The sequence below is a fragment of the Duganella sp. AC917 genome, from assembly GCF_979258245.1.
In genome coordinates, this window is record NZ_OZ409848.1 from 1,355,409 (window position 1) to 1,379,794 (window position 24,386).

Here is a 24,386-nt window from a genome sequence, read left to right on the forward strand (position 1 = left end):
TGTTGCTGCGACTTAGAACGCGTAGGTCAGCCCGAGGCTCCAGGATTTCGGCGGGTGCACCGGATACCAGACATAACGCCGGCCGTCGTCCTGCACATATTCGCGGGCGATTTGCACCGTCCAGTTACCGAACGGGATGCCGACGCCGAGCCGCGCGTCGATGCGTGACGAGGTCGGGATGCCGGCCCAGTAGCCGCCGCTGATGTTATGCAGCACGCCCATGTGGGCGATCAGATTGAAGCGCGGATGCACCGGGTAGAAGGCGCTGACCTCCGCGTACACCGTCTTCACCGGGAAGCCCAGGTACTTGGGCGAATAATAGATCCGTGTGCTGCCACGCTCGAAGCTCAAGCCTGCGTAGCACTCTGAAAAATCGTTAGCGTGCGCTTGCGTGTAGGTGATGCGGCTGCAGCCGGCCTCCCAGCTGCCGCCCGAGCGCAGACGTTGCGCATAACCGGCGTAACCCTGCAGCTTGTAGCCTTCGGCGTCGCCGATGGTCATCGCGCTGGCGAACCCGCCCAGGTACCATCCCGCCACGCCGTCGATATTGACGGTCACCTGTGGCACCGCCTTGCCCCGGCCCGGATTTTGGCCGCGATACCGGTACTCCGACTGCAGCGCCACGCTACCGCTGATATCCATATCCAGCTGCGCGCGCGCCGGCGGCGCCAGCGCGCAAAGACCGGCGAGGGCGATGACGGCGCCGCGCAATGTCACTGGGCGGCGCCGCGCTGGGTGAGTTTGGCTGGGCAGCCGCAGCTGCAGTGGTCGATGAGTTGGGAAATGGTGGCGCATGCGTCAATATTAACAGCGTTCAACACTTCCGACGGTTGCAGCATGCGCCGCAACTGCGCGGGCGTGGCGCCCGGCTGTAATTCTCCCAGCAACGCCAGCATGCCGGAAACATGCGCGGCCGCATACGAGCTGCCGCTGACGAAGGACCAGCGCGCGCCGGGCGCGGTGGTCGGCACGTCGTTGCCCGGAGCGAATAGCGGGCGTTCGAGGCCGGCGGCCGCCGACGCCTTCACCATCAGCGTGGCCGCGCTGACCGGCGCGAAATTGCCGGACACCTTGACGCTCGGTTGCGAGGACACGGCCAGCACGCCGCGATGGCTGGCGGGGAAGGTCGGCGCGCTGGCCTGCGCGTCCACCGCACCCACCACGCCGATGCCGCGCGCGATTGCGACGTCCAGTAAACGGTCCAACAGCCTGTCGGGCGGACCGGACAGGCTGAGGTTGATGACTTTGGCGCCGTTCAGTATCGCGTAATTGATTGCCTTACTCAGCGTGAAACTGTTACATCGGGTGCTCTGGTTGGGCAGTTGCCAGCAGGCCCGCAAGCCCATCAGCCTGGCCTTGGGCGCGACCCCGAGTATGCCGCCGTTGCCGCTGCGCGCCGCGATGATGCCGGCGACGGCGGTGCCGTGGATCTCCGGCGGCGGCTCGCCGTTGTCGACGAAGTTGGCGTTGACCGCCAGCTGGCCCTGCAGGTCCGGGTGGTTGCCGTCGATGCCGCTGTCGATCACCGCTACCCGTACCTCGCGGCCGGTGGTGTAGCGGTGCAGGTCGGCCACATGCCAGTAGCGGGAGGCCGGTTGCACCGGGTACAGCGGGTCTGACGCTGCGGCGCCGGCCGGCAAGGCGGCAACCGGTACCACCGGATTCGCTGGTGCGGCCGGAACGGTGTGCGGCGCCTGTTCGGCCATGCCGTCGAACCTGGCCACCGGCTGCGCCCATTCCACTTGCGGATCGCGCGATAGCTGCTCGATGATGCTGGTGGCGTCGGCGTTGTCCTGGTAGCGCATCACGTAGCAATCGATGCCGAGCAGCGACATGGCCCAGCCTTCGACCACCGTCATGCCATGCTTCTGCGCCAGCGCTTGAGCGCGGCGCATGCGACCGCTGCTGCCGCTGTCGTCCATATAACGGCCGCCGTACGTGGCGTCGGGCCGGTAGTGGGTGGCCGGCAGGCGCAGCATGACCAGCAACTGGTTGGCACCGGGGTCGTGGGCGCCGTCATCGGCGGGCGGCAGCAAGCGCTCGTCGCCGGCCGGCGGCGCCGCGCTTGCCGCACGAACGGGCGGTGCGGTTTGCGGCTCGGCGGGGCCAGCCAGCGCCTTGCCAGTTAGCGTCAGCGACAGCACGGCGGCGATTACGGCGGCCAGCAAGCCGGCACGCGCGTTCAAGGTGGGCCGCCGTCGTCGAGCGCCTCGGCCAGTTTGACGGCCGGGTCCGCGCGCAGCGCTTGCAGCGCGCGTTCGCGGTTTTCGTCCGGCACGCTGATCAGGTAAGCGTCGGTGACCGTCGGGCCGTCGACCACGCGCGCGCCTTGCGCTTGCAAAATGCGGCGCAGTTCGCGCTCTGTGGTGGTGGGCTGGAACATCACCACCATGTTGCCGACGGCACCGGCGCCGACGCTGTTGCCCAGCACACGATAGGCGGCGGGCGGTTGATCCGGCCGTGCCAGCAGCGCCACCAGACCGACGATCAGCACCCATTGCGCCGCCACCGCCCAGCGCAGCCAGGTGGGCTGGTTCGCGGCGCCGAGAGCCCACCAGCGCCGTGGAACCACCGATGCGCCGGGCGGCTGGACGAACGCTGGCGCGGCGGTCGCCGCCGGAGACGAAGCTGCGCTGGCGCGCACCGGCGGTTCCGTTTGTTCCACGTGCTCGGTCGGGCCCAGCGCCGGCAGCAGCCGCGCCCACGCACGTTCCATATCCACACCCGGCGGCAGGGCGGTGTCCGCGCTCCCTTGGTCCAGCATCTTGCGCTCCCATTGCAAATCCTGACGGCATTGCTCGCAGGTGTGCAGATGCACTTCCACGCGGTGCGCGTCGTCCGGTTCCAGTTGCGATGACGCATACCAGGGCAGCAGTTCCTGCACCGCCTGGTGGGCCGGGACATCCAGTCTGAAGACTTGCCCGTTCATCGACCGCTCTCTCTCTCGTTCCACAACAAATCCTTCAATCTGTGCCGCGCGTGAAACATCCGGGTTTTGACCGTGTTCACCGGGCAATCGACCACTTCAGCGATGTCGCTGTAGGCCATCTCATGATAATAGGTTAGCACCATCACCGCTCGCTGTGCGGCGGGCAATTTGTCCAACGCCTCGGCGACCGTGTTCTGCAACTGCAGGCGGGTGAACGTCTGCTCGGGCTGGTTACCGCTTTCATCCTCGTACAGCGACGCGTCGGACTCCACCGGATCGTCGCTGCCACGCAAACCCTTGAGGGTCTTGCGGTAGGCGATGGCGAAAATCCAGGTCGAAGGCTTGCAACTGCCATCGAAGGTCTCGGCTTTTTGCCACACCACCAACATGGTGTCATTGACAATCTCCTCGATCAACGTGGCATTGCGGGTCATCCGTCCGATGAACCGCGACAGGCGCGGAAAATAGCTGCGGTACAACTGCTCGAAGGCGGCCCTGTCCCCGCCCGCTATCCTGCCTAGCAGGCACGCCTCGTTCGCATCCGGTAATGAGCCCGTCGACAGGCCCTGTGATTGACGCATCCGCCATCCTCCATTGTTTGCCGTAGATGCCGGTCGGCGGGTAAATGGTTCTACTAAACAGCAAATATATATGTGCAACAAGGAGTCAACAAGCAGTCAACAAGCCAGCAACAGGCGACGCCGGGTCAAAACCTGTCCATGACGCATGCTACCACCGGGATTCGGCTACCATGGCATCATGAACCTGAACGCTCAAATCGACCACCTGCAAACCTTTCTACACCAGCATCGGCGCGTGCTGGTCCTGACCGGAGCCGGCCTCAGCACCGACTCCGGCATTCCCGACTACCGCGACAAGGACGGCGTCCGGCGCGGCCGCACGCCGATTCAGGGGCCGGATTTCCGCCGCGACGAAGGCGTGCGCCGCCGTTATTGGGCGCGCAGCATGGTCGGCTGGCCAACGTTGGCGCAAGCGGCGCCAAACGTCGGCCACCGCGCGCTGGCGGCACTGGAGGAGGCCGGCCGCATCGACGGTGTGATCACGCAAAACGTCGACGGCCTGCACCAGCGCGCCGGCAGCCGCAATTTGATCGAGCTGCACGGCAACATCCACGGCGTTGTCTGTCTGGATTGCCGTCGCGTCAGCGCGCGCGCCGCGATCCAGGCCGAGTTGCTTGAAGCGAATCCCGGCTTGTTCGCGGTCGACGCCGAAGTGCGTCCCGACGGCGACGCCGAGGTCGAGCTCGAGGCGTTGCAGCGCTTCCATGTGCCGGTCTGCGCGCATTGCGGCGGCACCTTGCAGCCCGATGTGATCTTCTTCGGCGACAATATCCCGGCCCAGCGCACGGCCGACGCGCTGGCCATGATGGAGCGCGCCGATTCGCTGCTGGTGGTCGGTTCGTCGCTGATGGTGTTTTCAGGATTCCGCTTCTGCAAGCTGGCGGCCGCTGCGGGCAAGCCGATCGCGGCGATCAACCTGGGCAAGACCCGCGCGGACGACCTGATCGGACTGAAGGTGGAGGCGGCGGCGGCCGATGTGCTGCCGCGCCTGGTCTAGCTGGGGGCTGGCTTAGTTCCGCTGCAACATCGAGCGGACGATGGTTTCCTTGGCCAGCACATAGTCCTGCCCCGCCAGCACCAGGTTGGAGTTCGGCTGGATGACCTTGACGTTGATGAACACCATGTCGCTGGTTTCCGCGTACGAACCGACCACGATCGCCTGGGCGTTGTGCGCGGTCGCCACTTCGCCGATTTCGCGGGTGAGCATCAGCTCGCCCTGATTGCGCTTCAGGTAGACGTTGTTGCGCAGTTTCATCTCGATCATGCGCATGCCGCCTTGCGCCAGGCGGGTCGACACTTGCTCCGACACCAGCCGGCCCAGGGTCGTGGTCTGCTCCAGCGCGTCGATGTTGACGATGGTGGCCATGATCAGCGGCTTGTCGGCGGTCAGTTTGCCGCTGAGTTGATGCATCAGCGAATCGGCGGCCTTGTAGTTGGCGTCGATGAACTGGTTGGACGAGATCGTCGAATAGTTGCCTTCGTCCTTGGTGGCGGTGGAGGAGCAGGCCGCAAGTATCAACGGCAGCGCCAGCGCGGCGGCGCGGGCAAGGGATGTCATCAGCATTACATGTCTCCGCGTACTTTGAAGATACGGGTCACTTTGGTGAGGTCGGCGTCCTGCTCGACGATGCCATACAGCTCGCGGTCGGAATCGGCCACATAGTAGGCGGACGTGGTGCGCGCCAGATAGCGATACTGGTCGGACACGGACAAGGTGACGATGATTTCGGTCTTGGGCGTTTGGCCCGGGGCGAACTGGGCGTTGCCGAGGTCGTAAGGGTCCCAGCCGCCGTGGAAGGCTTCTTCGTTCGACAGCGGCGCCGGCGTCAGCTCGACCATCGAGACGCCGCCGGGCAGGGCGGTGCGCTCGCCGACCGGGCGGTATTGCGGACGCCTGGCGGAGAACGTGACGGCCTGGATGTCCAGATCGATCTTGAGCGAACCGGCCGGGGTGCGCGTGACGACATAGCCGTCGTTGACCAGCGAGGTGGTCAGCTGGGTGACCAGTGCGCGCTGGAACGGGTTGGAGTCGGCAGGCTCGTTGATGAACACCGGACGCGGCGGACTTTTCTTGAGCTGGGCCACCAGCCGTTTCTCGATGCTGTTGGACACCACGCCCCAATGGTAGGCGGCTTGCAGCTTGGCCTGCTTGGTGGTGGGGAAGTTCGCGGCCAGTGGCGCCGGCGTATAGCGCGCCGCACATCCTGACAGGACCAGACCGGCTGCCAGAGCCATTGCAGTTTTCAGCGCCATTATTGCCTCATCGTCAAAAGTCTACCGTTATTCGAGTCCGCTTGGTGTATGCGGCGGGCGCGAATGTAAAATCATCCAGCGTCCAGTTTAGCATGGATGTTTCCGTTTAGAAATTCTCAAGGCGATAAAAAACCCGGTTCGGGACCGGGTTGTGTACGGAGCGCGCAACAGTTCGCGTGGTTTTAGCGGCTGTGGGTCTTCATTGCCGCCGCCACCTCGCGTTTGCCGTCGCGATCTTTCTCGGTGGCGCGCTTGTCGTGCATTTTCTTACCCTTGGCCAGGCCGATTTCACATTTGACGCGGCCGCCCTTGTAATGCAGGTTGAGCGGCACCAAAGTATAGCCGGAGCGCTCGACCTTGCTGATCAGCTTGTCCATCTCCTGACGGTGCAGCAACAGTTTGCGGGTGCGCACCGCTTCCGGGCTGATGTGGGTCGAGGCGGTCGGCAGGGCGCTGATGTGGGCGCCGAACAGGAACAGCTCGTCGCCACGGATGGTGACGTAGGCTTCCTTGATCTGCACGCGGGCGTCGCGGATCGCCTTCACTTCCCAGCCTTCGAGCACGATGCCCGCTTCGTAGCGGTCCTCGATGAAGTAGTCAAAAAAGGCTTTTTTGTTATCGGCTATGGTCATGGGGTCGTAAATCAGCTGTATTTGCGTGCGGGTCGGTTAAACTACTGCTTCGCGTCAAAAAACGCGACTAATTCAACATCATAGCAAATGGTTAGCCAATGGCAGTAGTGCACAAATCAGTTTTCCTCGGTTACAGCGCCCAGCAGATGTTCGATCTGGTTGCCAACATCGATGACTATCCCAAATTTCTGCCGTGGTGCAGCGGCGTCGAGATACGCGAACGGCGCGACAACGTCGTCGTGGCCAGCATCGGCATCAATTACCACGGCGTCAAGCAGAGCTTTACGACCTCCAACGAGAACACCGCGCCGACCACCATCAAGATGAAGCTGGTCGATGGACCGTTCAAGTGCCTCGACGGGGTCTGGACGTTCAAGGCGCTGCGCGAGGACGCCTGCAAGATCGAGCTCGACATGCGCTACGAATTCTCCGGCACCCTGCTCGACAAGCTGGTCGGGCCGGTGTTCGGCATGATCGCCAACAGCATGGTCGATTCCTTCTGCAAACGGGCGGAAACCGTGTATGGCGGCTGAGATTATCAACGTGCAGGTGTGCTACGCCAGCGACGCGGTGCAGTTCCTGCGCGAATTGAAAATGCCCGCCGGCAGCACGCTGGAGCAGGCCATTGCCGCCAGCGGCGTGCTGGCCGAAGTGCCGGGCATCGATTTGACGACCATGCAGGTCGGCATCTACGCTAAAAAGAAGACGCTTGACACGGTGCTGCGCGAACACGACCGCGTGGAGATCTACCGTCCCCTGATTGCGGATCCGAAAAACGCCCGCCGCCGGAAAAAACTGGTTCGTTGAATCGGGTAAATGATTTAACCCGTTTTCGCGTCTGCGTAGCGCTCTATGCTGTCGCAATGTGACTTCAATTGAGATAGCTCATAAGCTCCGCCGTTAGCAGGAAGACAATGACGCTTCCTCATGCACGGCGGCCTTATGAACCAACCCCTTCCCTCGTCCTTACCGCCGGTGCGGATCTCCTCCACGAAAAAATTCAAACGCGGCATGGAGTTGTCGTTGAACCGGGAAGAACACCGCGCGCTGTTGCTGGTGTTGGCGCACAACGCAGGATGCGGCAAGCCGGTGGGGGGCTTTGGCGCGGGTGGGTTGCGTGGCCTCGATTTCGCCGGCACCATTATTTACTACAATTTGTCCGCCGATGGCATGCGGATTCACCTGCTAAGCATCGAAAAAGTCGATTGGGACGAACCGCCACTGCCCGCGAACGAACAGCGCCTGCTGCGCGTAGCGCTGTCGGCGGCGACCGCGAGCGCGGTATCGGCAACGGTGCGCAGCGGCTTGAGATGGATATGGAACCTTATTGATTCCTAATCAGTCCAACAACATGATACTCATGACAGGAGGTAGCGATGAACGTACACGCACTAATCGAGGCGGTTGAGGAAATGGGCCGGCACCTTCGTGGCGAGGTCGAACTTGACACCATCGAGTTCATACCCGCGCCGATCAACATGGCCAACCTGCGCGCATCGACCGGCCTGTCGCAGTCCGACTTCGCCAGTCGTTTTGGCCTCAGCCTGCGCAACATTCGGCGCTGGGAATCGGGCGAGGCGCGTCCCAGTTTCAACGAAGAAACACTGTTATGGCATATCGCGCATGATCCCGCCTATGTCGAGCGGGAGTTCGTCGAGTACCGGCGCTCGCGCCCGCAACTCTGGCGCGAAGCCCACAGCAATTAGACGGCTTGCCGCCAGCGGCCGTGCGCGGCCATGGCCAAGCCCGCCATCGCCCATGGCCCGAGCAGTGATGCCTCGGGCGCCTGGGTTGTTTGCGCAGCTTTTGCACATTCGCCGCCCGCCTCGACAACACGGAAATCCTGCTGAACTTCTGCGGGCTGGATTTCGGCACCTATGCCGCGCGGCGACGGGCGCCGCGCATGCATAAGCTACAATATTGGCCGACCGAAAATACAGCGGAGCCAAATTGATCGAAACACAGAGCGCACCACAAATCCTGCACCGGGCCGGCATCGTATTGCTGGCCGTCGGGGCGGTCGATATCGCCTACCTGATCTGGTGCCTGTCCACCGGCGCGAGCTACTCGTACAGCATGACCATTCCCGCCGTGATCGCCGGCGTGCTGTTGATGCGCGGCAGCGTCAGAGCCGCCGTCGCCCTGATCTGGATCGCCGCGATCCTGTTGCCGATGGCCATGGCCAGCGGCGCCATGTCGCTGATGCAGCCGCTCGACCTGACCGTGACGGAATTGCGCCTGGCGCCGGCCACCCGCTTCGGCGCGGCGCTGCCGCTGGTGCTGTTCTGCGGTTTGTTGTACTGGCTTTTGCAGCAATTGGGCCGTCAGCCGGTGCAGGCGGCGATCCAGACCACAGGCCGCAAGAAGCCGGGCATCAACGTTGCGCTGACCATCGGCGTGACGCTGTCGATGCTGGCGCTGACCGGCAAACAGCTCGGGCAAAACAGCGATTTGAAAAACAAGGCGGAGCAGCTTGCGCGGGAAAAGCACGGTGAGCAGTTCCGCTATCACGCGGTGGGCATCAGCCCCCGCGACGATATGGAAGGCACCTTTGTCGAGGCCAAGGTCCGGGCGTGGAATCAGAACAGCGTCGACACCGTCGACGTGTTCTGGAAAGAGAAATGATGGAAGAGTTTTGCGGCACCGCGTGAACCGCGATGCCGCCTGCGGGACCGCTTAGCGTCCGCTGATGTTGAGCGTGCGCGCGTCCAGCTTGACCTTGACGGTGGCGGCCGGCTTGGCGCCCGCCGATTCGGCCAGCGTAACGATGTATTCGCCGGCGGCGATCTTCCAGGTCTTGCTGGCGCTGTCGTAGACGCCCAGCAGACGCGGATCGATCTTCACCTTGGCCTTGCCGCTGGCGCCGGCTTTCACCGCCACCTTGTCCCAGCCGCCGAGGCGCTTCGGCGCTTCCCAGCCGCCGGCCGCAGGCGACACATACACCTGGCCAACCGCCTTGCCATCGCGCTTGCCGGTGTTCTGCACGCTGAAGCTGACGTCGATGCCGGCGCCATCGGCCGACTTGTTCGCGCTCAGGTCCGCAAAGGCGAAGCTGGTGTACGACAGGCCGTAACCGAACGGGAACAGCGGCTTGTGGCCCTTCAGGTCGAACCACTTGTAGCCGACCGCCGCGCCTTCGATGTTGTAGTCGGTGGTGACCTTCTCCATGATGTTTTCATCCTTGGTCACCGCGTCGCCGTCGATCACCGGACGTGGCAGCTGCGCCACCGAGGCCGGGAAGGTGGCGGGCAGGCGGCCCGACGGATTGACTTCGCCGGTCAGCACGCGCGCGATCGCCGCGCCGCCGCTGGTGCCGGGGAACCAGGCTTCGACCACGGCGCCGACGTTGTTCAGCCATGGCATGACGACCGGACCGCCGGTCTGCAGCACCACGATGGTCTTGGCGTTGGCCTTGGCCACGGCCGAAATCAGCGCGTCCTGCTTGTTCGGCAGGTTCAGGTCCGGCGCGTCGAGGGCTTCGGCCATCCACTGGTTGCCGAACACGATGGCAACGTCGCTCGACGCGGCCAGCTTGGCGGCGGCGGCGGCGTCCTTGCCGTCGTTGTACACCACCTTGGCGCCGGTGCGCACGCTCAGTTCATGCATCGGCGACGAGCGGTGGTAGACCATCGGGCCCGGGAAGAAGGCCGGGCCTTCGTTGGCGACCGGCGACAGGCCGACCGGATAAACCTGGGCCGAACCGCCGCCCGACAGCACGCCGGCGTCGGCGTGGCCGCCAATGATGGCGATGGTACGCACGTTGGCGCCCAGCGGCAGCAGGTCGTTGCTGTTTTTGAGCAGAACGATGGCTTCCTCGGCATCCGACTGCGAGATCTTACCGTTGGCGGCGAAGTCGATGCCGGCACCGTCGGTGGTCGGGGTGACGACCGGATGTTCGATCAAACCGTTGGCGAACATCGCGCGCGTGATGCGCTTGACCATGTCGTCCAGGCGCGCCTGCGGCACGTGGCCATTGACCACCGCCTCCTTGAGCGCCTCGTTGAAGTAGGCCGATTTGTCGAACGGATGGCCCGATTGCTGATCCAGTCCGTGCAGCGCGGCCGGAACGGTGGAGTGGGTCGCGCCCCAGTCGGACATAACGTAACCCTTGAAGCCCCAGTCCTGCTTGAGCACCTGGTTCAGCAGATAGTCGCTCTCGCAGGCGTAGGAGCCGTTGACGCGGTTATACGCGCACATGACGGAACCCGGATCGCCGCGTTCCATCGCGATCTGCAACGCCAGCAGGTCCGACATGCGGCCGGCGGTGTCGTCGATCTTGACGTTGACGTGATTGCGGTTGGTTTCCTGGTCGTTGAAGGCGAAGTGCTTGAGCGTCGATACCATGTGGTTCGACTGGATGCCGCGAATCTGTTCGCCGACCATGACGCCCGCCAGCAGCGGATCTTCACCGCCGTATTCGAAGTTGCGGCCGTTGCGCGGCTCGCGCAGCAGATTGACGCCGCCCGCCAGCATGATGTTGAAGCCCGTCTTGCGCGCCTCGCTGCCGATCATCGCGCCGCCGGCGAACGCCAGTTCCGGATTCCACGTGGCGGTGGTTGCCAGACCGGAGGGCAGGGAAGTGCGCTGGTAAGGTTTTTTCGATGCGGCCTGGGTGGCGACGCCGACGCCGGCGTCGGCCTGCCATTGCGGCGGCAGGCCCAGACGCTCGATGCCGGGAATGAAACCGGCCGAATCCTTGCGGCCTTCCTTCGGCGCGACGTGTTTTTTGGACTCGAAATCGGTGGAGAAGTAGCCGAACACGGTCTGGATTTTTTCATCCAGCGTCATCGCCTTGACCAGCTGCTCGGCGCGCGCGTCCGGCGTCAGCTTTTTATCGAGCCATGGACGTTTGGCGTCGGCGGCATGGGCCGCTCCGCTTAACGTGGAAGACAGCATGAGGGGATAAACCAGTGCCAGTGACAGCCAGAGACGCTTCTTCATACGATTGCTATGTCCTTATATTTCGATTTATAGGTCGGCGCGCGGGATCAAAACCTCGAGCGCGTATACTCCACCCGCAACGATACCGGTCACGCGCGGTTCAGGCAATCGTTTTCCGTCCAGCGCGACCTGAATTTCGCCGACGTCGGCGCGGCGGATCGACACCTCGAACGTCGCATAGCGGAACTGGCGCGTGACTTTGATGGCGTCCCAGTGTTTTGGCAACTGGGGATTGACCAGCAAACCGTCCGTATCGCCTTTCAAGCCGCACAGTCCTTCGATGAAGCAGCGGTAGGCCCACGAGACGGTGCCGGTGTTGAACAACTGGCTGGAACGGCCGGCCGTGCGCGGGTACTGGTGATACGCCCCACGGTAGTAATTGGGGATGAACACCGGCAGCTGGCCGCGCTGCAGATAATCGGCCTCGCTCGGGCCGGGGATCATCTGGCGCAGCAGCTTGTAGGCGCGGTCGCCTTCGCCGATGGTGTACAGGCTGTAGATGTAGAAGATCGAGGCGTGGTTGTAGACCGCGCCGTTTTCCGCCGAACCGGGGTGCTTTTGCGTCACGCGGCCGACGTCGTCGCGCATGGCGCTGTACGGCGGCGCGAACATCGCCACGCCGTACGGGGTGTCCAGCTGCTCCTCGACCTGGGCCATCATGGCGGCGCGCTTGCCGGCATCGGCAGCGCCGCCCAGCATCGCCCACGCCTGCGGATTCAGATAGATGCGGCCTTCCTTGTCTTTGCTGATGCCGAAGGTGACGTTGTCGTCGGTGATGCCGCGCGCGTACCAGTCGCCGTCCCACAGGTGCTCGTTGGCCGCGCGGTTGACGGCCACTGCGCCCGCGCGGAAGTGCTTCGCGCTTTCCACCAGCGAGGCGCTGGCGCCGCCGCTTTTTTCACATATCTCGGCCCACAGGTTCAGCGCATAGGCCGTGGCCACCGTCAGCCAGCCCGATACGCCGCGCCCCTTGTAGCCGACCATGTTCATCGGATCGCACCAGTCGCCCTGGGCGATGTAGCTCAAGCCGCGCTGGTCGCGCGCCTGCAGCAGCCAGTCCATGGCGCTGCTCATGCGCTCCGAGACGGTGATGGCCACGCCGCTGTCGTGGCCGACGACGTCCTCGTTGAGGATGTCGTAGTCGCCGGTTTCGTCCAGGTACACCTTCAGCGCCACCGGCAGCCACACGCAATGGTCGGTGTGCGGCACCTGGTTGATGTATTTGAGCTCCGCGCCTTCGGCCAGCAAGATCCCGTCGGGCATCGCGCCGCTGGCCTCCTGCTGCGACAGCGCATGCAGGAAGGCCTTGCGCATCACGCCGGGCTTGATGAAGCTCATGCCCATATTGTCCTGCAGGTAGTTGCGGGTCTGCGGATCGGTGCTGAGGCGATTGACGTCGCCGTGATAGAACACCTGGCGCGGCAGCCAGTTGTTGACGAAGTTATCGAGCTCCTTGTCGGGCGTTTCGATGCGCAGGCATCCGCGCCCGCCGGCGATGTAGTCGGCGTAATCCTTGCGCGCCTGGTCGAAAGCGGCGGCGCCCAGATACTTTTCACGCATGGCGATGATTTCCGCATCGTCGAAGGCGGGGCCGAAAATGAAGCGGTAGTCCTGTGCCTGGCCCTCGGCCAGCGCCAGCCGGTATTGCACCACGGCGGCCGGGGTTTCATAGCGCGCGTCGCCGTTGGCCAGCAACTGCTCCCGGATCGCGCTCGGATAATGCAGGCCGCCTTCGCCCTCGAAGGCCTGCTGCTGCACTTCCCACGCCACCGGCGCCTGCTCGCACAGGAAATAGGTCTTGTCCTTGAAATCCTTTTGCTTGAAGTAGTCGGTGACCTTTTGATACGGCGTCACGCTGCTCGCCACCACGCCGCCCAGATCACCGCGATACTCGCCCGATTGGTTCATCCACGACATGTAACCGATCGGGAAGTAGGGGTAGACGCTTAGCTTGCGCGCGCGGCCGGACAGGTTGGTCACGCGCAGCGACCACAGTTCCACCACGTCGGTGGTTGGAATGCTCAACGTCAGCTCGACGCGCAGGCCCAGATGCTCGATGGTCCATGCGATGTCGCTTTTGCCGACCGAGAAATTGAAACTGTCGACCGGCGTGCGCACCGGCTCATACGGCGCCGAAAACAGCTCGCCGGTCTCTTCGTCCTTGATGTAGAAGAAGCGCCCCGGATGATGGGCGTAGTAGTTCTGCTCCGGCTGCATGAAGGTCTTGGCCTCCAGGTTGGGCGCGTAGGCGTACTTGGCGGGTTCCGGCTGCATGTACTGGGCGACGGCGTAGCCACGGCAGGTCACCTGTATCATCATTTTCTGGTTCCACAGGAAGCCGGCGGCGCGCGGCATGGCCGTGGCGCTGGTCAGTTCGAAGCGGTCGCCATTGTGGGTTGGGCGTAGCATGAGACGGTTCTCCGTATTAAAGCGATATGAGGTGTGAAGTTATGCGGTCTTGGCTTTGCGTTCTTCCAGCTCGGCCTGGATCTGAACCAGTTTGGTGTTGTCGAGGTTATAGAAAAACATGACGGCAACGGCCAGCGCCGCGAACCCCGCCGGGATGAACGACATCAGCCAGACGATGCCGGCTTGCGAGCCGACCGACTGCGCCGCGTTGGCGACATAGCCCAGTTGGGTGAACAGCGAGCCGATGACGGCGACTGCGATCGCGGTGCCGAGCTTTTGCGAGAACGTGGCGGCGGCGAAGGTCATCGCGGTGGCGCGGCGGCCGGTGCTCCATTCGTTGTAGTCGGCCGTGTCGGCGTACATGGAGAAGGCCAGCGGCGACTTCGGTCCCAGCGCCAGGCCCATGCCGATCTGCAGCGCGAACATCAACGTGACCTGGTCCGTGGGCACGAAGAAGAAGGCCGACGACAGCACCGCGGTCACGCTCATCAAAATCATCATCAGTTTCTTTTTGTCGACGAAGCGCGTGAGGAACGGCGTGATCGAGGCGCCGACGGCCGCCGAGATCATATACGCCGGCACGAAGCCTTGCATCAGCTCCGGGCGCCCTACCACATACTTGAAGTAGTAGGCCGCGCTGGTGGTGCGCAGCGTGATGGTGATCATGATGATCAGCGCCAGGAAGAACAGCACCACCCATGGCCGGTTGCGCGACAGGTCGCGAATGTCCTGCGCCACGTTGGACTTTTGCGAGGGCGCCGGCGCGATGCGCTCGCGCGTGTTCAGGAACGTTAGCACGAACAGGCCGGAGGCGAACACGCTCCAGGCCAGCATGGTCAGTTGCCAGCCCAGTTTGTCGTCGCCGGCACCCAGCCAGGAAACCATGGCAGGCGTGGCGGCGGTGACCAGCGTGCCGCCGGCGAAGGCGAAGATGAAGCGCAGGCCGTTGACGGTGGAGCGTTCCTGCGGATCGGCCGACAGCACGCCGGACAGCGCGTTGTAGGGGATGTTGATGCAGGTGTAGCAGACCATCATCAGCAGATAAGTGCCGTAGGCCCAGATGAGCTTGCCGTCGTGGCCCAGGTCCGGCGTGGTGTAGGTGAGGATGGCCGCGCAGGCCAGCGGCACCGGCACCCAGATCAGATAGGGGCGGAATTTGCCGAAGCGGGTGCTGGTGCGGTCGGCCGCCGCGCCGATCATCGGATCGGTGAAGGCGTTGATGAGTTTAATCGTAAACATCATCGACGCCGCCGCGCCGGCCGAAATGCCGAAGACATCGGTGTAGTAGATCAGCAGGAAAGTGGCGATATTGGTCCAATAAAAATTGAAGCCCATATCGGCGATGCCGTAGCTGATCTTTTCACGCCAAGTCAGTTTTTTATTCACAGTCGCCTTGTTTAAACGGTAGCTGACAGTTTAATACCGTCGGTGGTTGCACATGTAAAAAGAGGCAGTGGAGCCGGAACTCCACTGCCCGAACAGGGCGGAACGCTGGAACTGTCCACATGCGCGCATGCACTAGCACAGTCCAGCGTGGCGGGAGACGCCACCCCGAGAGAGCCCGGTGTGCGCGTCAGCCGAAGGCTGGCGGCGCGGATCTGGTAGCGGTAACTGTGAAGGACGTCATGCTGTCTCCTGCTTATAAGTATTTAGGATCTCCCGCACCAGTTCGGACGGATCCTTGCTGATGTCGAGCACGATGCCGGCTTCGTCGGCCTGCAGCGGTTCCAGCGACGCCAGCTGGCTGTCCAGCAGCGAGGTCGGCATATAGTGGCCGGCGCGCGCACCCATGCGCGCGGCGATCAGTTCGCGCGGCCCATTCAGGTGGGCGAAGCGCAGTTGCGGATCGGCGCCGCGCAGCAGATCGCGATAGCGGCGCTTCAATGCCGAGCACGAGAGGACCAGACCGGCGTGGCGGTCGCGCGCCACCGCGATCTCGCCGTGCAGCGCCTGCAGCCAGTCGGCGCGGTCGGCATCGGTCAGCGCCACGCCGGCCGACATTTTGGCGACGTTGGCATACGAGTGATACGTGTCGCCCTCGAGGTAGGGCGCCCCCAGCGCGGTGGCCAGTTGCAGCCCGACCGAGCTTTTGCCGCAGCCGCTCACGCCCATGACGACCCAGCGGATCTGCGTTGTTTGATGACTCATATTGGTAAGTTTATGTTAGCGCTAACAGATTGTTTGTAGTGTAAGCTTTTGCCGCGATTTGTAAACAAGATTCTATGCTGCGCCGCATCAAGCGGCGCCCGTGGCGGCCTGCGTCAGGCGCTCTCCCTGGCCATCAGCGTGAAGCCCAGGTCGATCTGGCGGTTGGGCGGCGCCTCGCCCTTGATCACGGCGCGCAGCAGGGTGGCCGCCTCGAAGCCGATGCGGTAGCGCGGCGTGCCGATGGTGGTCAGTGAAGGATTCATCCATGCCGACGCCGGCAGGTCGTTGAAGCCGCAGATCGCCAGCTGGGTCGGCACCGAGATGCCGCGCCGCTGGCATTGATAGATGGCGCCGTGCGCCAGGTCGTCGTTGCAGCAAAAGATGGCGTCGCAGTCGGGCGCCTGCGCCAGCATGCGTCCCAGCAGTTCGGCGCCCAGCGCGATGGTCGATGGCTCGGCCACCATGACCTCGAGCCGCACGTCGGACAGGCCGGCCTCGTTCATGGCCTGGCGGTAGCCCTCGGCGCGGCGCAGGGTGCGCTCGTCGAGCTGCGCGCCGATGAAACCGATGCGCTTGTGGCCCTTGTCGAGCAGGTAGCGCGTCATCGCCTGGCCGGCCTGGAACTGCGAAAACCCCACCGTCAGCTGGGACGGGTCGGTGGACATGTCCATCATCGACACCACCGGCACCCGCGAGTTGGTCAGGATCTGCTGCACGCGGTCGCTGTGCGTCAGCCCCGACAGCAGCATGCCGTCCGGATTCGACTGCAGATAGGTGCCGATCAGTTTTTCCTCTTCCTGGTCCGAATAGCGGGTGTTGCCGATCAGGATCTGGTAGTCGTCGGCGTCGAGCGCGTCCTGGATGCCGGCCAGCACTTCGGTAAACACGGCGTTCGACAGCGACGGCACCAGCACGGCGATTACCTTCGATTGGGACGAGGCCAGCGCCCGGGCCGCGCGGTTGGGCACGTAGCCCAGGTCGATCACGGCCTTGTCGACGCGGTCGCGCAGCGCCTGCGACACCATGTCCGGCTGGGTGATGGCGCGCGATGCGGTCATCGTCGCCACGCCGGCATGTTTGGCCACCATCGCCAGCGTGATGCGGCCGCTCGCGCGGCTCCTGCTCGCTTGTGATTTCGTCATCGGTAAGACTTATAGGGATATTGATAGCGATATCATACGGCAGCTTAGGGCTAAAGGGAGAGGGGGGAGAGCGCTTATTGGCAGCCAGCCAACACTTTTTGATTCTTTTTACCCAATTCGGCGCGCTCCTGGTCGCTCATGATTGCGCGCTCACCGTTTTTATCGACGTTCATCATGCGCATGCCCTGGTCCAGCGCCCGCTGGTTTTGCCGGGCCGCCTCGCAGTTGGCGGCGCCGTCGGCGTTGCGCTGGGCTTCATCGGCTGCTTTGCGCTCGGCGGCGGCTGCATCGGCGCGGCGCTTGTTGAAGGCGTCGTTGCGCTCCGTCAGCGAGGGCGCGGCCTTGGTGCCGGTATCCGTATTGACGTCGGCGACGGGCGCGGCGGCGCCACCAGGGTCCGGGCTGGTCGCGTTGGGATTGAACGTGGTCTTTCCGGGGGCTTTCAAGATGCGCTTGGCGGGAATCGATGGCGGAGGGGGACGGTCCGACAACTGCTTGATGCCCTTGTCGTCAATCCAGATGTATTGCGCGAGCGCCGTCCGCGGTGCGGCCGGCAGCATCAGCAGCACGGTCAGGCAGACAAGAAGGGGACGGGTGCGTGAGTGATCCATGGTGCGCTCCGATAACAATGGAGCTGATTTCGCCATGATTCGACGTCGGTGTCAACCGACGTCGTGTGAAGCGCCAAGCTTCAAGGTCAGTGGCATCAAAGGGTGCCGACGCCACGCTTCCTTGATAGTGCAGTGTCAGTTACGCTGCCAGAACGGCCTTGGCCTGCTTGCGGCTGTTATGACGCGCGCGCAGTGCCAGCACGGCCAGACCGGCGCCCATCATGGCGAACGGCGGCAGTTCCGGCACCGGGCTTACGGCCGGCGCCGTTTCGATGGACATCGTCAACGAAGTGATGGTCATCGAGCCGTAGGCCGGATTTGGGTCCAGGTTGTAGAACATATACGCGATGAGGCGGTCATAGCTGCCACTGGCATCGCTCGCGTTGGAGTTGAACGACAAAGTGCCGCTCGTCGGCGCGGTGGTCGGACCGCTGCTGGCGCTGCCTTGCGCGTTACCCACCAGTTCCGCATCATATGGTCCGCAATGGTCGCAGTGGGGCGCCAGCATGTCGAAGCTTGCCCGTGCGTAGGCGCTGTAGTCGCCATCGTACAGGTTAGGCGGCGCCGCCAACTGATATTGCACGTCCATGGTGAAGCTCAGTTTGCCCGTCAAGACCTTGCCGTCGTGCGCGGTAAGGTCGAACGCGCTTTTGAACGAGCTGTTGTCCGGAATGCCGTTCCCGACGTACGGGCCGCTGGAGAAGGTGAAGGTGTTGCCGGTGCTTGAAAGCAGATCGAAGCCAGAGAACCACACGTCGACATCGGCGCCGTGGGCGGTGTCTGCGAATGCCGGCGCCGCTGTCGCGGCAACTAGCGCTGCTGCGGAAAGCAACTTCAAAATCGATTTATTCATGTCCACCCTTTTGTGATGATAAGTTTGTCTGCCCCTGATCGATGTCGATAAACCAGGAGTCGCCGGTACTATACGTAGTTTGTGAAGTGCGCAAACTATCACAATGTAACATTGTTAAAATAATTATACGGCCTGCGACCGGCGCCCGGAGAAGTTCCAGACAGAATGGCCCAAACTCTGTATAATCTGCTTTTGCGCCTATAGGAATTGCTATGCGTCTTCTCCAAAAAGCACTCACGTTCGATGACGTGCTTCTCGTCCCAGCGTACTCGAATGTTCTGCCTGCCGATACGTCCCTCAAAACTCGTCTGACCCGTAATATTACGTTGAACATTCCGCTGCTGTCGGCAGCGATGGACACCGTGACCGAAGGCCGTCTGGCGATCGCCATGGCGCAAGAGGGCGGCATCGGCATCATCCACAAGAACCTCAATCCGAAGGACCAGGCGCGCGAAGTGGCCAAGGTCAAACGTTTCGAGGCTGGCGTGCTGCGCGATCCGATCACGATCCCGCCGACGATGAAAATCCGCGACGTCATCAAACTGACCGAGCAGTACGGCATTTCCGGCTTCCCGGTCGTGGAAGGCAAGGAAGTGGTCGGCATCATCACCAACCGCGACCTGCGCTTTGAACAGGAACTCGACGCCGAAGCCCGCGCCAAGATGACTCCGCGCGAAAAGCTGGTGTTCATCAAGGAAAGCGGCGACGGCGCCGACCGCGACGAAGCCAAGCGCCTGATGAACAAGCACCGCCTCGAGCGCGTGCTGGTTGTCAACGACGCCTTCGAGCTGCGCGGCCTGATCACCGTCAAGGATATCCAGAAGTCGACCGAGCACCCCAACGCATCGAAAGACCAGCACGGCAAACTGCTGGTCGGCGCCGCTGTCGGCGTCGGCGCCAAGGATGAAGAACGCATCGAGTTGCTGGTTGCCGCCGGCGTCGACGTGCTGGTGGTCGACACCGCCCACGGCCACTCGCAAGGCATCCTCGACCGCGTGAAATGGATCAAGACCAAGTTCCCGCACGTGGACGTCATCGGCGGCAACATCGCCACGGCCGCCGCCGCCAAGGCGCTGGTTGAATACGGCGCCGACGCGGTCAAGGTCGGTATCGGCCCAGGCTCGATTTGCACCACCCGTATCGTCGCCGGCGTCGGCGTGCCGCAGATCACCGCCATCTCCAACGTGGCCGAGGCGCTGGAAGGCACCGGCGTGCCATGTATCGCCGACGGCGGCATCCGCTTCTCGGGCGACATCTCCAAGGCGCTGGCCGCCGGCGCGTCGACCGTGATGATGGGTTCGATGTTCGCGGGCACCGAAGAAGCGCCGGGCGAAGTGATCCTGTACCAGGGCCGCTCGTACAAGTCGTATCGCGGCATGGGTTCGCTGGGCGCGATGTCGGACGGTTCGGCCGACCGCTACTTCCAGGACGCCACGATGAAGGCCGACAAGTTCGTGCCCGAAGGTATCGAAGGGCGCGTCGCCTACAAAGGCAGCGTGCTGGCGATCATCTTTCAACTGGTCGGCGGCGTGCGTCAATCGATGGGTTACTGCGGCTGCGCCACGATCGACGAACTGCGTAACAAAGCCGAGTTCGTCGAGATCACCTCGGCCGGCATGCGCGAATCGCATGTGCACGACGTGCAAATCACCAAGGAAGCGCCGAACTACCGTTCCGGCGACTAAGCAGTCCTTGCGACGCCGGCTAGTCAGCCGGCGTTTTTCCATTCCAGACCTCTTCTGTAGACATCCATGCATTCTAAAATCCTCATTCTCGATTTCGGCTCCCAAGTCACCCAGTTGATCGCCCGCCGCGTGCGCGACTCCGGCGTGTTCTCGGAAGTGTTCCCGTACGACGTCAGCGACGAGTTCGTGCGCAACTACGGCGCCGCCGGCGTGATCCTGTCGGGCAGCCACAACTCCACGTTGGACGGCGACTCCCCGCGCGCGCCGCAAGCCGTGTTCGAGCTGGGCGTGCCGGTGCTGGGGATCTGCTACGGCATGCAAACGATGGCCGCGCAGCTGGGCGGTAAAGTGGAAAACGGCCTGGTGCGCGAATTCGGTTACGCCGAAGTGCGCGCGCGCAGCCACACCAAGCTGCTCGACGGCATCAACGACTTCGTCACCGACGAAGGCCACGGCATGCTCAAGGTGTGGATGAGCCACGGCGACAAGGTGCTGGAAATGCCGCCGGGCTTCGTCCTGATGGGCAACACGCCTAGCTGCCCGATCGCCGCCATGGCCCACGAGGAGAAGCACTTCTACGGCGTGCAGTGGCATCCGGAAGTGACCCACACGGTGCAGGGCAAGGCCATGCTGGGCCGCTTCGTGCACGAGATCTGCGGCTGCAAATCGGACTGGAACATGCCGGACTACATCTCGGAAGCGGTCGAGAAGATCCGCGCCCAGGTTGGCACCGACGAAGTCATCCTCGGCCTGTCCGGCGGCGTCGACTCGTCCGTGGCCGCCGCGCTGATCCACCGCGCCATCGGCGACCAGCTCACCTGCGTGTTCGTCGACCACGGCCTGCTGCGCCTGGACGAGGGCAAGATGGTCATGGACATGTTCGCCAAGAACCTGGGCGTCAAGGTCATCCGCATCGATGCCGAAGACCAGTTCATGGGTCACCTGGCCGGTGTTGCCGACCCGGAACAGAAGCGCAAGATCATCGGCCGCGAATTCGTCGAAGTGTTCCAGGTCGAGTCGGGCAAGCTGGTCAACGCCAAATGGCTGGCGCAGGGCACCATCTACCCGGACGTGATCGAATCGGCCGGCAAGGGCAAGAAGGGCCAGACCATCAAGAGCCACCACAACGTCGGCGGCTTGCCGGAGACGATGAAGCTCAAGCTGCTTGAGCCATTGCGCGAACTGTTCAAGGACGAGGTGCGCAAGCTGGGCGTGGCGCTGGGCCTGCCGCATGACATGGTCTACCGTCATCCGTTCCCGGGTCCGGGCCTCGGTGTGCGCATTCTGGGTGAGGTCAAGAAGGAGTTCGCCGACCTGCTGCGCCGCGCCGACGCGATCTTCATCGAAGAGCTGCGGAATACGCCGTATGAGTTCATCGCCGGTCAGGCGGTCGATTCGGACAACCTGCCGAAGAACTGGTATGAAGCGACCAGCCAGGCGTTCGCGGTGTTCCTGCCGGTCAAATCGGTGGGCGTGATGGGCGATGGCCGCACCTATGAGTATGTGGTCGCGCTGCGCGCGGTGCAGACGCAGGACTTCATGACGGCGCACTGGGCGCATCTTCCGCACGCGCTGCTGGGCAAAGTGTCGAACCGCATCATCAACGAGGTGCGCGGGATTAACCGCGTGGTGTACGACATCTCGGGCAAGCCGCCTGCGACTATCGAGTGGGAGTGACGAGTCCGCCTGCGTCGTTGGGTTGAAAAGAGCACTTTGAGGTCGTTGACGACGCGTTTTAGATCGTCAGCGGCCTTTAATTTGCGGTAAGCAGGGCAGTCTATTTCCGCCGGCTCGCATTGCGTGAACAGGGTGAACGCCGCAACGGCTGTCCACCCCCCCCCCATTTTTCCTACATGTCGATGTTCGCACTGAGCATGGTCGGCGTGCGCGATGAACCGCCCACGCGCATCTTATAAGATCCGGGTGCTGTATCCCATCTGCGCTGACTGGTATTCCACATCTGTAGGCGCTTCTTCACCACCGTCATCGCCACCTGGCGTGCCTCGCCCGGTTTCAACTCGACCTTCTGCCACGCCACCAGGCGTTGCGGCGGCTGGTCTATCCCCGCTGGCAATGCCGCGTAGACCTGTGCCACTTCCGCTCCCGTGCGCACGCCGTCATTCCTCAGCGTGACCTTGATCACCACATCGCCGTTGGGCTGTTTGCTTGCCTGCAGCCCGGAATAGCTGAACGTCGTGTACGACAAGCCGTGACCGAACGGGAACAGCGGCACGATGTTGTTCGCATCGAACCAGCGATAGCCCATATTCAGCCCTTCGGCGTAGTTCACAGTGGTGTCGGTTTCGGAGATGAGCTGCTGCGGCAAATCCTGCTCGCGCTGCGGGAAGGTCAGCGGCAGCTTACCGGATGGGTTGACGTCGCCGAACAGCACATCGGCGATCGCTTGGCCGCCGCGCACGCCGGGATACCATGCAGCCAATACCGAGGGTACGCCGGACAACCACGGCATGACCACCGCCGTGCCGTGTTCCAGCACCACCACGGTCGACTTATTCCTGGCGGCGACAGCGGCGATCAGCGCGTCCTGGTCGTAGGCCTGGTTGGCGGGATCGGTGTTCTGGTTCGGCAGGTTGAGCGATGGCAGATCCATGTTCTCGCTGGTGAACTGGGTGGCGAACACGATGGCCACATCGGCGTTGGCGGCGGCTTCGGCCGCCGCCGTCGAGTCGCTGCCATCGAAGTAGGTCACGATCGCGCCCGGCGCCTTAGCGCGTATCGCGGCCAGCGGCGACGATTTGAAGAACGGCGCGCAGCGCGGGAAGACGCCGAACGGATCGAAGGCCATGTTGGGCCGGAGGCAGGCGACCGGGTTGCCATCCTGCGGAGCGATCGAGGCCGAGCCGCCCCCGTGCATGACGCCGACATCCGCGTTGCCGCCTACGACCACGATGGACCGTATCGTCTTTGCGATCGGCAGCAGCGGTGCCGTTTTGCGCTCCGGCGTTGCGTTCTTCAGCAGCACCATCGACTGCGCCGCCGCCCGTTGGGCCATCGCCAGGCCGGCCGCCTTGTCCAAGGTGCCGCCCCTGGTTGGCGGCTCGTCCATCACGCCGATCTTGTACAACGTGCGCAGCTTCCTGAACACCATATCGTCCAGGCGCGCTGCGGATACCGTACCGCTTTGCACTGCCGCTTTGAGTTTCTGGTTGAAATGCGTCGGCGGCAGGCCGTTGATGCTGGCGTAGTCGTCCTGCGATCCCGGCTGCTCTTCGTCCAGGCCGGCGTTGGCGCCGCGTACCGTGTCGGTCAGTCCGAAGATCCAATCGGATTGCACGATGCCCTTGTAGCCCCAATCGCCTTTCAGTATGTCGGCGATCAGTTCCTTGCTCTCGCAGGCCTTGACGCCGTTAACCAGGTTGTAAGCACACATGACATTGCCCGGCTGGGCGCCTTCGACGGTCATCTCGAACGGTAGCAGGTATAGCTCCCGCAGCACGCGTTCCGAGATGACGGAGTTCGAAGCGAAGCGATTGGTTTCCTGCTCGTTGCCGGCCAGGTGCTTGGCCGTACCGACTACCTTCAGCGCCTGCGTCGCGCGGGTGCGCGCGGTCAGGATGGCGCCCGCCAGTACCGGGTCTTCCCCCATGTATTCGAAAGTCCGGCCGTTGCGCGGTTCGCGCGCCAGATTAATGCCGGTACCCAGCGAGACGGCGAATCCCAGCGTTCGCAGTTCCTTTGCGATGGTGCCGGCCATGTCGCCGGCCAGCGCGGTGTCCCAGCTGGCCGCCAAGGCCAGCGGGGAGGGGAATGCTGTCGCCCCTGTAATGCCGGCGTTGACGCCGGTCGCCGAGTCGGCCATGTTCAGCGCCGGAATACCGAGGCGGGCGATGCCCGGGATGTAGCCGCCACCGCCCAGCGGCGATGTGCCCAAGCCGGCGCCATGAACCAGCTGGATTTTCTCGTCGAGCGTCATCTTCGCCAGCAACGCCGTGGCGCGTTGGTCCGCCACAGCGTCGGCACTGTCGGCGGCGTGGCCTGCGGTCATGGCCAAAGCTGCAGCCAGCGCGACGGTTAGTCGTCTTTTTTGCATCGAGGTCTCCTTGTTGTAATGTCCGAAAGTATAGGAGCTATGCGCGCCGGCCACGACTCGGCTTTTCCGATACCAGCAATCGCGCAATGCGATACGGCGATGGAATCGGCCCGGTATCGCCGTGCTATCATTTTGGCCATACAAAATAAAA

23 protein-coding genes are annotated in these 24,386 nt (G+C 63.3%); 8 read left to right on the plus strand and 15 right to left on the minus strand.

Annotation, left to right across the window (positions count from 1 at the left end):
* Positions 1-12 precede the first annotated feature (12 nt).
* The 4 genes from ACZ0BA_RS06115 to ACZ0BA_RS06130 are packed head-to-tail and all read right to left on the minus strand — an operon-like array spanning position 13 to position 3,510.
* Positions 13-717, minus strand: a complete 705-nt coding sequence (locus tag ACZ0BA_RS06115) for a TorF family putative porin (protein WP_463450435.1) — start codon at positions 715-717, stop codon at positions 13-15.
* Positions 714-2,186, minus strand: coding sequence for a S8 family peptidase (locus ACZ0BA_RS06120; RefSeq protein WP_463450436.1), 1,473 nt, complete (start codon positions 2,184-2,186; stop codon positions 714-716). Before ACZ0BA_RS06120 ends, ACZ0BA_RS06115 begins: the two co-directional genes overlap by 4 nt.
* Positions 2,183-2,929, minus strand: a complete 747-nt coding sequence (locus ACZ0BA_RS06125) for a zf-HC2 domain-containing protein (protein WP_463450437.1) — start codon at positions 2,927-2,929, stop codon at positions 2,183-2,185. The genes ACZ0BA_RS06120 and ACZ0BA_RS06125 overlap by 4 nt, the downstream gene beginning before the upstream one ends.
* Complete coding sequence (locus ACZ0BA_RS06130) at positions 2,926-3,510, minus strand: RNA polymerase sigma factor (protein WP_463450438.1); 585 nt, start codon at positions 3,508-3,510, stop codon at positions 2,926-2,928. Before ACZ0BA_RS06130 ends, ACZ0BA_RS06125 begins: the two co-directional genes overlap by 4 nt.
* 178 nt (positions 3,511-3,688) lie before the next feature.
* Here ACZ0BA_RS06130 and ACZ0BA_RS06135 point away from each other — a divergent pair, with 178 nt between their 5' ends.
* Positions 3,689-4,507, plus strand: coding sequence for an NAD-dependent protein deacetylase (locus tag ACZ0BA_RS06135; RefSeq protein ID WP_463450439.1), 819 nt, complete (start codon positions 3,689-3,691; stop codon positions 4,505-4,507).
* 12 nt (positions 4,508-4,519) lie between these two features.
* Here ACZ0BA_RS06135 and ACZ0BA_RS06140 read toward each other — a convergent pair whose 3' ends face one another.
* From ACZ0BA_RS06140 to smpB, 3 genes are all read right to left on the minus strand, one after another.
* Complete coding sequence (locus tag ACZ0BA_RS06140; RefSeq protein ID WP_463450440.1) at positions 4,520-5,074, minus strand: FlgO family outer membrane protein; 555 nt, start codon at positions 5,072-5,074, stop codon at positions 4,520-4,522.
* Positions 5,074-5,745 carry a hypothetical protein gene (locus tag ACZ0BA_RS06145; protein ID WP_463450441.1) on the minus strand — a complete coding sequence of 224 codons (672 nt, stop codon included), beginning with the start codon at positions 5,743-5,745 and terminating at the stop codon, positions 5,074-5,076. The genes ACZ0BA_RS06140 and ACZ0BA_RS06145 overlap by 1 nt, the downstream gene beginning before the upstream one ends.
* Positions 5,746-5,945: 200 nt before the next feature.
* Positions 5,946-6,395, minus strand: coding sequence for an SsrA-binding protein SmpB (gene smpB / locus ACZ0BA_RS06150; protein WP_090313823.1), 450 nt, complete (start codon positions 6,393-6,395; stop codon positions 5,946-5,948).
* Positions 6,396-6,493: 98 nt separating this feature from the next.
* Here smpB and ACZ0BA_RS06155 point away from each other — a divergent pair, with 98 nt between their 5' ends.
* The 5 genes from ACZ0BA_RS06155 (at position 6,494) to ACZ0BA_RS06175 (ending at position 9,020) form a co-directional block, all read left to right on the plus strand.
* On the plus strand, positions 6,494-6,928 hold the full coding sequence (locus ACZ0BA_RS06155; RefSeq protein ID WP_315212968.1) for a type II toxin-antitoxin system RatA family toxin: 435 nt from the start codon (positions 6,494-6,496) through the stop codon (positions 6,926-6,928).
* Positions 6,918-7,202: an RnfH family protein gene (locus ACZ0BA_RS06160; RefSeq protein WP_463450442.1), complete on the plus strand. Its 285-nt coding sequence runs from the start codon at positions 6,918-6,920 to the stop codon at positions 7,200-7,202. Before ACZ0BA_RS06155 ends, ACZ0BA_RS06160 begins: the two co-directional genes overlap by 11 nt.
* 135 nt (positions 7,203-7,337) lie before the next feature.
* Positions 7,338-7,733 (plus strand): hypothetical protein, encoded by a 396-nt coding sequence (locus tag ACZ0BA_RS06165; protein WP_463450443.1) that lies wholly within the window; start codon positions 7,338-7,340, stop codon positions 7,731-7,733.
* A 38-nt stretch (positions 7,734-7,771) separates the two neighbouring features.
* Positions 7,772-8,101, plus strand: a complete 330-nt coding sequence (locus ACZ0BA_RS06170; protein WP_463450444.1) for a helix-turn-helix domain-containing protein — start codon at positions 7,772-7,774, stop codon at positions 8,099-8,101.
* Between the two features lie 244 nt (positions 8,102-8,345).
* Positions 8,346-9,020 carry a hypothetical protein gene (locus ACZ0BA_RS06175; protein ID WP_463450445.1) on the plus strand — a complete coding sequence of 225 codons (675 nt, stop codon included), beginning with the start codon at positions 8,346-8,348 and terminating at the stop codon, positions 9,018-9,020.
* Between the two features lie 51 nt (positions 9,021-9,071).
* On the opposite strand, the gene ACZ0BA_RS06180 is transcribed toward ACZ0BA_RS06175, so the two are convergent.
* From ACZ0BA_RS06180 to ACZ0BA_RS06210, 7 genes are all read right to left on the minus strand, one after another.
* The gene (locus tag ACZ0BA_RS06180; protein ID WP_463450446.1) at positions 9,072-11,336 is read right to left on the minus strand and encodes a glycoside hydrolase family 3 C-terminal domain-containing protein; all 2,265 of its coding nucleotides are present in this window, start codon (positions 11,334-11,336) and stop codon (positions 9,072-9,074) included.
* A gap of 27 nt (positions 11,337-11,363) precedes the next feature.
* Positions 11,364-13,745 carry a GH36-type glycosyl hydrolase domain-containing protein gene (locus ACZ0BA_RS06185; protein WP_463450447.1) on the minus strand — a complete coding sequence of 794 codons (2,382 nt, stop codon included), beginning with the start codon at positions 13,743-13,745 and terminating at the stop codon, positions 11,364-11,366.
* 39 nt (positions 13,746-13,784) lie between these two features.
* Positions 13,785-15,131, minus strand: a complete 1,347-nt coding sequence (locus tag ACZ0BA_RS06190) for an MFS transporter (RefSeq protein WP_463450448.1) — start codon at positions 15,129-15,131, stop codon at positions 13,785-13,787.
* A 237-nt stretch (positions 15,132-15,368) separates the two neighbouring features.
* The gene (locus ACZ0BA_RS06195) at positions 15,369-15,893 is read right to left on the minus strand and encodes a gluconokinase (RefSeq protein WP_463450449.1); all 525 of its coding nucleotides are present in this window, start codon (positions 15,891-15,893) and stop codon (positions 15,369-15,371) included.
* Positions 15,894-16,006: 113 nt separating this feature from the next.
* On the minus strand, positions 16,007-17,035 hold the full coding sequence (gene gntR, locus ACZ0BA_RS06200) for an HTH-type transcriptional regulator GntR (RefSeq protein ID WP_463450450.1): 1,029 nt from the start codon (positions 17,033-17,035) through the stop codon (positions 16,007-16,009).
* Between the two features lie 74 nt (positions 17,036-17,109).
* Positions 17,110-17,646 carry a DUF4124 domain-containing protein gene (locus tag ACZ0BA_RS06205; RefSeq protein WP_463450451.1) on the minus strand — a complete coding sequence of 179 codons (537 nt, stop codon included), beginning with the start codon at positions 17,644-17,646 and terminating at the stop codon, positions 17,110-17,112.
* Between the two features lie 139 nt (positions 17,647-17,785).
* Complete coding sequence (locus ACZ0BA_RS06210) at positions 17,786-18,499, minus strand: hypothetical protein (protein WP_463450452.1); 714 nt, start codon at positions 18,497-18,499, stop codon at positions 17,786-17,788.
* 212 nt (positions 18,500-18,711) lie between these two features.
* On the opposite strand from ACZ0BA_RS06210, the gene guaB reads away from it, so the two are divergent.
* A complete protein-coding gene (gene guaB, locus ACZ0BA_RS06215) occupies positions 18,712-20,184 on the plus strand; it encodes an IMP dehydrogenase (protein WP_090313801.1) in 1,473 nt (490 codons plus the stop codon).
* A gap of 66 nt (positions 20,185-20,250) precedes the next feature.
* Positions 20,251-21,861, plus strand: coding sequence for a glutamine-hydrolyzing GMP synthase (guaA, locus tag ACZ0BA_RS06220; RefSeq protein ID WP_463450453.1), 1,611 nt, complete (start codon positions 20,251-20,253; stop codon positions 21,859-21,861).
* A 172-nt stretch (positions 21,862-22,033) separates the two neighbouring features.
* Here the strand turns inward: guaA and ACZ0BA_RS06225 are convergent, their stop codons facing one another.
* Positions 22,034-24,235, minus strand: coding sequence for a beta-glucosidase (locus ACZ0BA_RS06225; RefSeq protein ID WP_463450454.1), 2,202 nt, complete (start codon positions 24,233-24,235; stop codon positions 22,034-22,036).
* Between the last annotated feature and the right edge of the window lie 151 nt (positions 24,236-24,386).

Excerpts from the sequence above, each read along its gene's own strand:
- ACZ0BA_RS06210 (WP_463450452.1), bottom strand. The coding sequence starts at position 18,499 with ATGAATAAATCGATTTTGAAGTTGCTTTCCGCAGCAGCGCTAGTTGCC.
- ACZ0BA_RS06205 (WP_463450451.1), bottom strand. The coding sequence starts at position 17,646 with ATGGATCACTCACGCACCCGTCCCCTTCTTGTCTGCCTGACCGTGCTG.
- gntR (WP_463450450.1), bottom strand. The coding sequence starts at position 17,035 with ATGACGAAATCACAAGCGAGCAGGAGCCGCGCGAGCGGCCGCATCACG.
- ACZ0BA_RS06130 (WP_463450438.1), bottom strand. The coding sequence starts at position 3,510 with ATGCGTCAATCACAGGGCCTGTCGACGGGCTCATTACCGGATGCGAAC.
- ACZ0BA_RS06195 (WP_463450449.1), bottom strand. The coding sequence starts at position 15,893 with ATGAGTCATCAAACAACGCAGATCCGCTGGGTCGTCATGGGCGTGAGC.
- ACZ0BA_RS06160 (WP_463450442.1), top strand. The coding sequence starts at position 6,918 with ATGGCGGCTGAGATTATCAACGTGCAGGTGTGCTACGCCAGCGACGCG.
- ACZ0BA_RS06180 (WP_463450446.1), bottom strand. The coding sequence starts at position 11,336 with ATGAAGAAGCGTCTCTGGCTGTCACTGGCACTGGTTTATCCCCTCATG.
- ACZ0BA_RS06185 (WP_463450447.1), bottom strand. The coding sequence starts at position 13,745 with ATGCTACGCCCAACCCACAATGGCGACCGCTTCGAACTGACCAGCGCC.
- smpB (WP_090313823.1), bottom strand. The coding sequence starts at position 6,395 with ATGACCATAGCCGATAACAAAAAAGCCTTTTTTGACTACTTCATCGAG.
- ACZ0BA_RS06165 (WP_463450443.1), top strand. The coding sequence starts at position 7,338 with ATGAACCAACCCCTTCCCTCGTCCTTACCGCCGGTGCGGATCTCCTCC.
- ACZ0BA_RS06125 (WP_463450437.1), bottom strand. The coding sequence starts at position 2,929 with ATGAACGGGCAAGTCTTCAGACTGGATGTCCCGGCCCACCAGGCGGTG.
- ACZ0BA_RS06135 (WP_463450439.1), top strand. The coding sequence starts at position 3,689 with ATGAACCTGAACGCTCAAATCGACCACCTGCAAACCTTTCTACACCAG.
- guaB (WP_090313801.1), top strand. The coding sequence starts at position 18,712 with ATGCGTCTTCTCCAAAAAGCACTCACGTTCGATGACGTGCTTCTCGTC.
- ACZ0BA_RS06140 (WP_463450440.1), bottom strand. The coding sequence starts at position 5,074 with ATGCTGATGACATCCCTTGCCCGCGCCGCCGCGCTGGCGCTGCCGTTG.
- guaA (WP_463450453.1), top strand. The coding sequence starts at position 20,251 with ATGCATTCTAAAATCCTCATTCTCGATTTCGGCTCCCAAGTCACCCAG.
- ACZ0BA_RS06225 (WP_463450454.1), bottom strand. The coding sequence starts at position 24,235 with ATGCAAAAAAGACGACTAACCGTCGCGCTGGCTGCAGCTTTGGCCATG.
- ACZ0BA_RS06155 (WP_315212968.1), top strand. The coding sequence starts at position 6,494 with ATGGCAGTAGTGCACAAATCAGTTTTCCTCGGTTACAGCGCCCAGCAG.
- ACZ0BA_RS06145 (WP_463450441.1), bottom strand. The coding sequence starts at position 5,745 with ATGGCTCTGGCAGCCGGTCTGGTCCTGTCAGGATGTGCGGCGCGCTAT.
- ACZ0BA_RS06170 (WP_463450444.1), top strand. The coding sequence starts at position 7,772 with ATGAACGTACACGCACTAATCGAGGCGGTTGAGGAAATGGGCCGGCAC.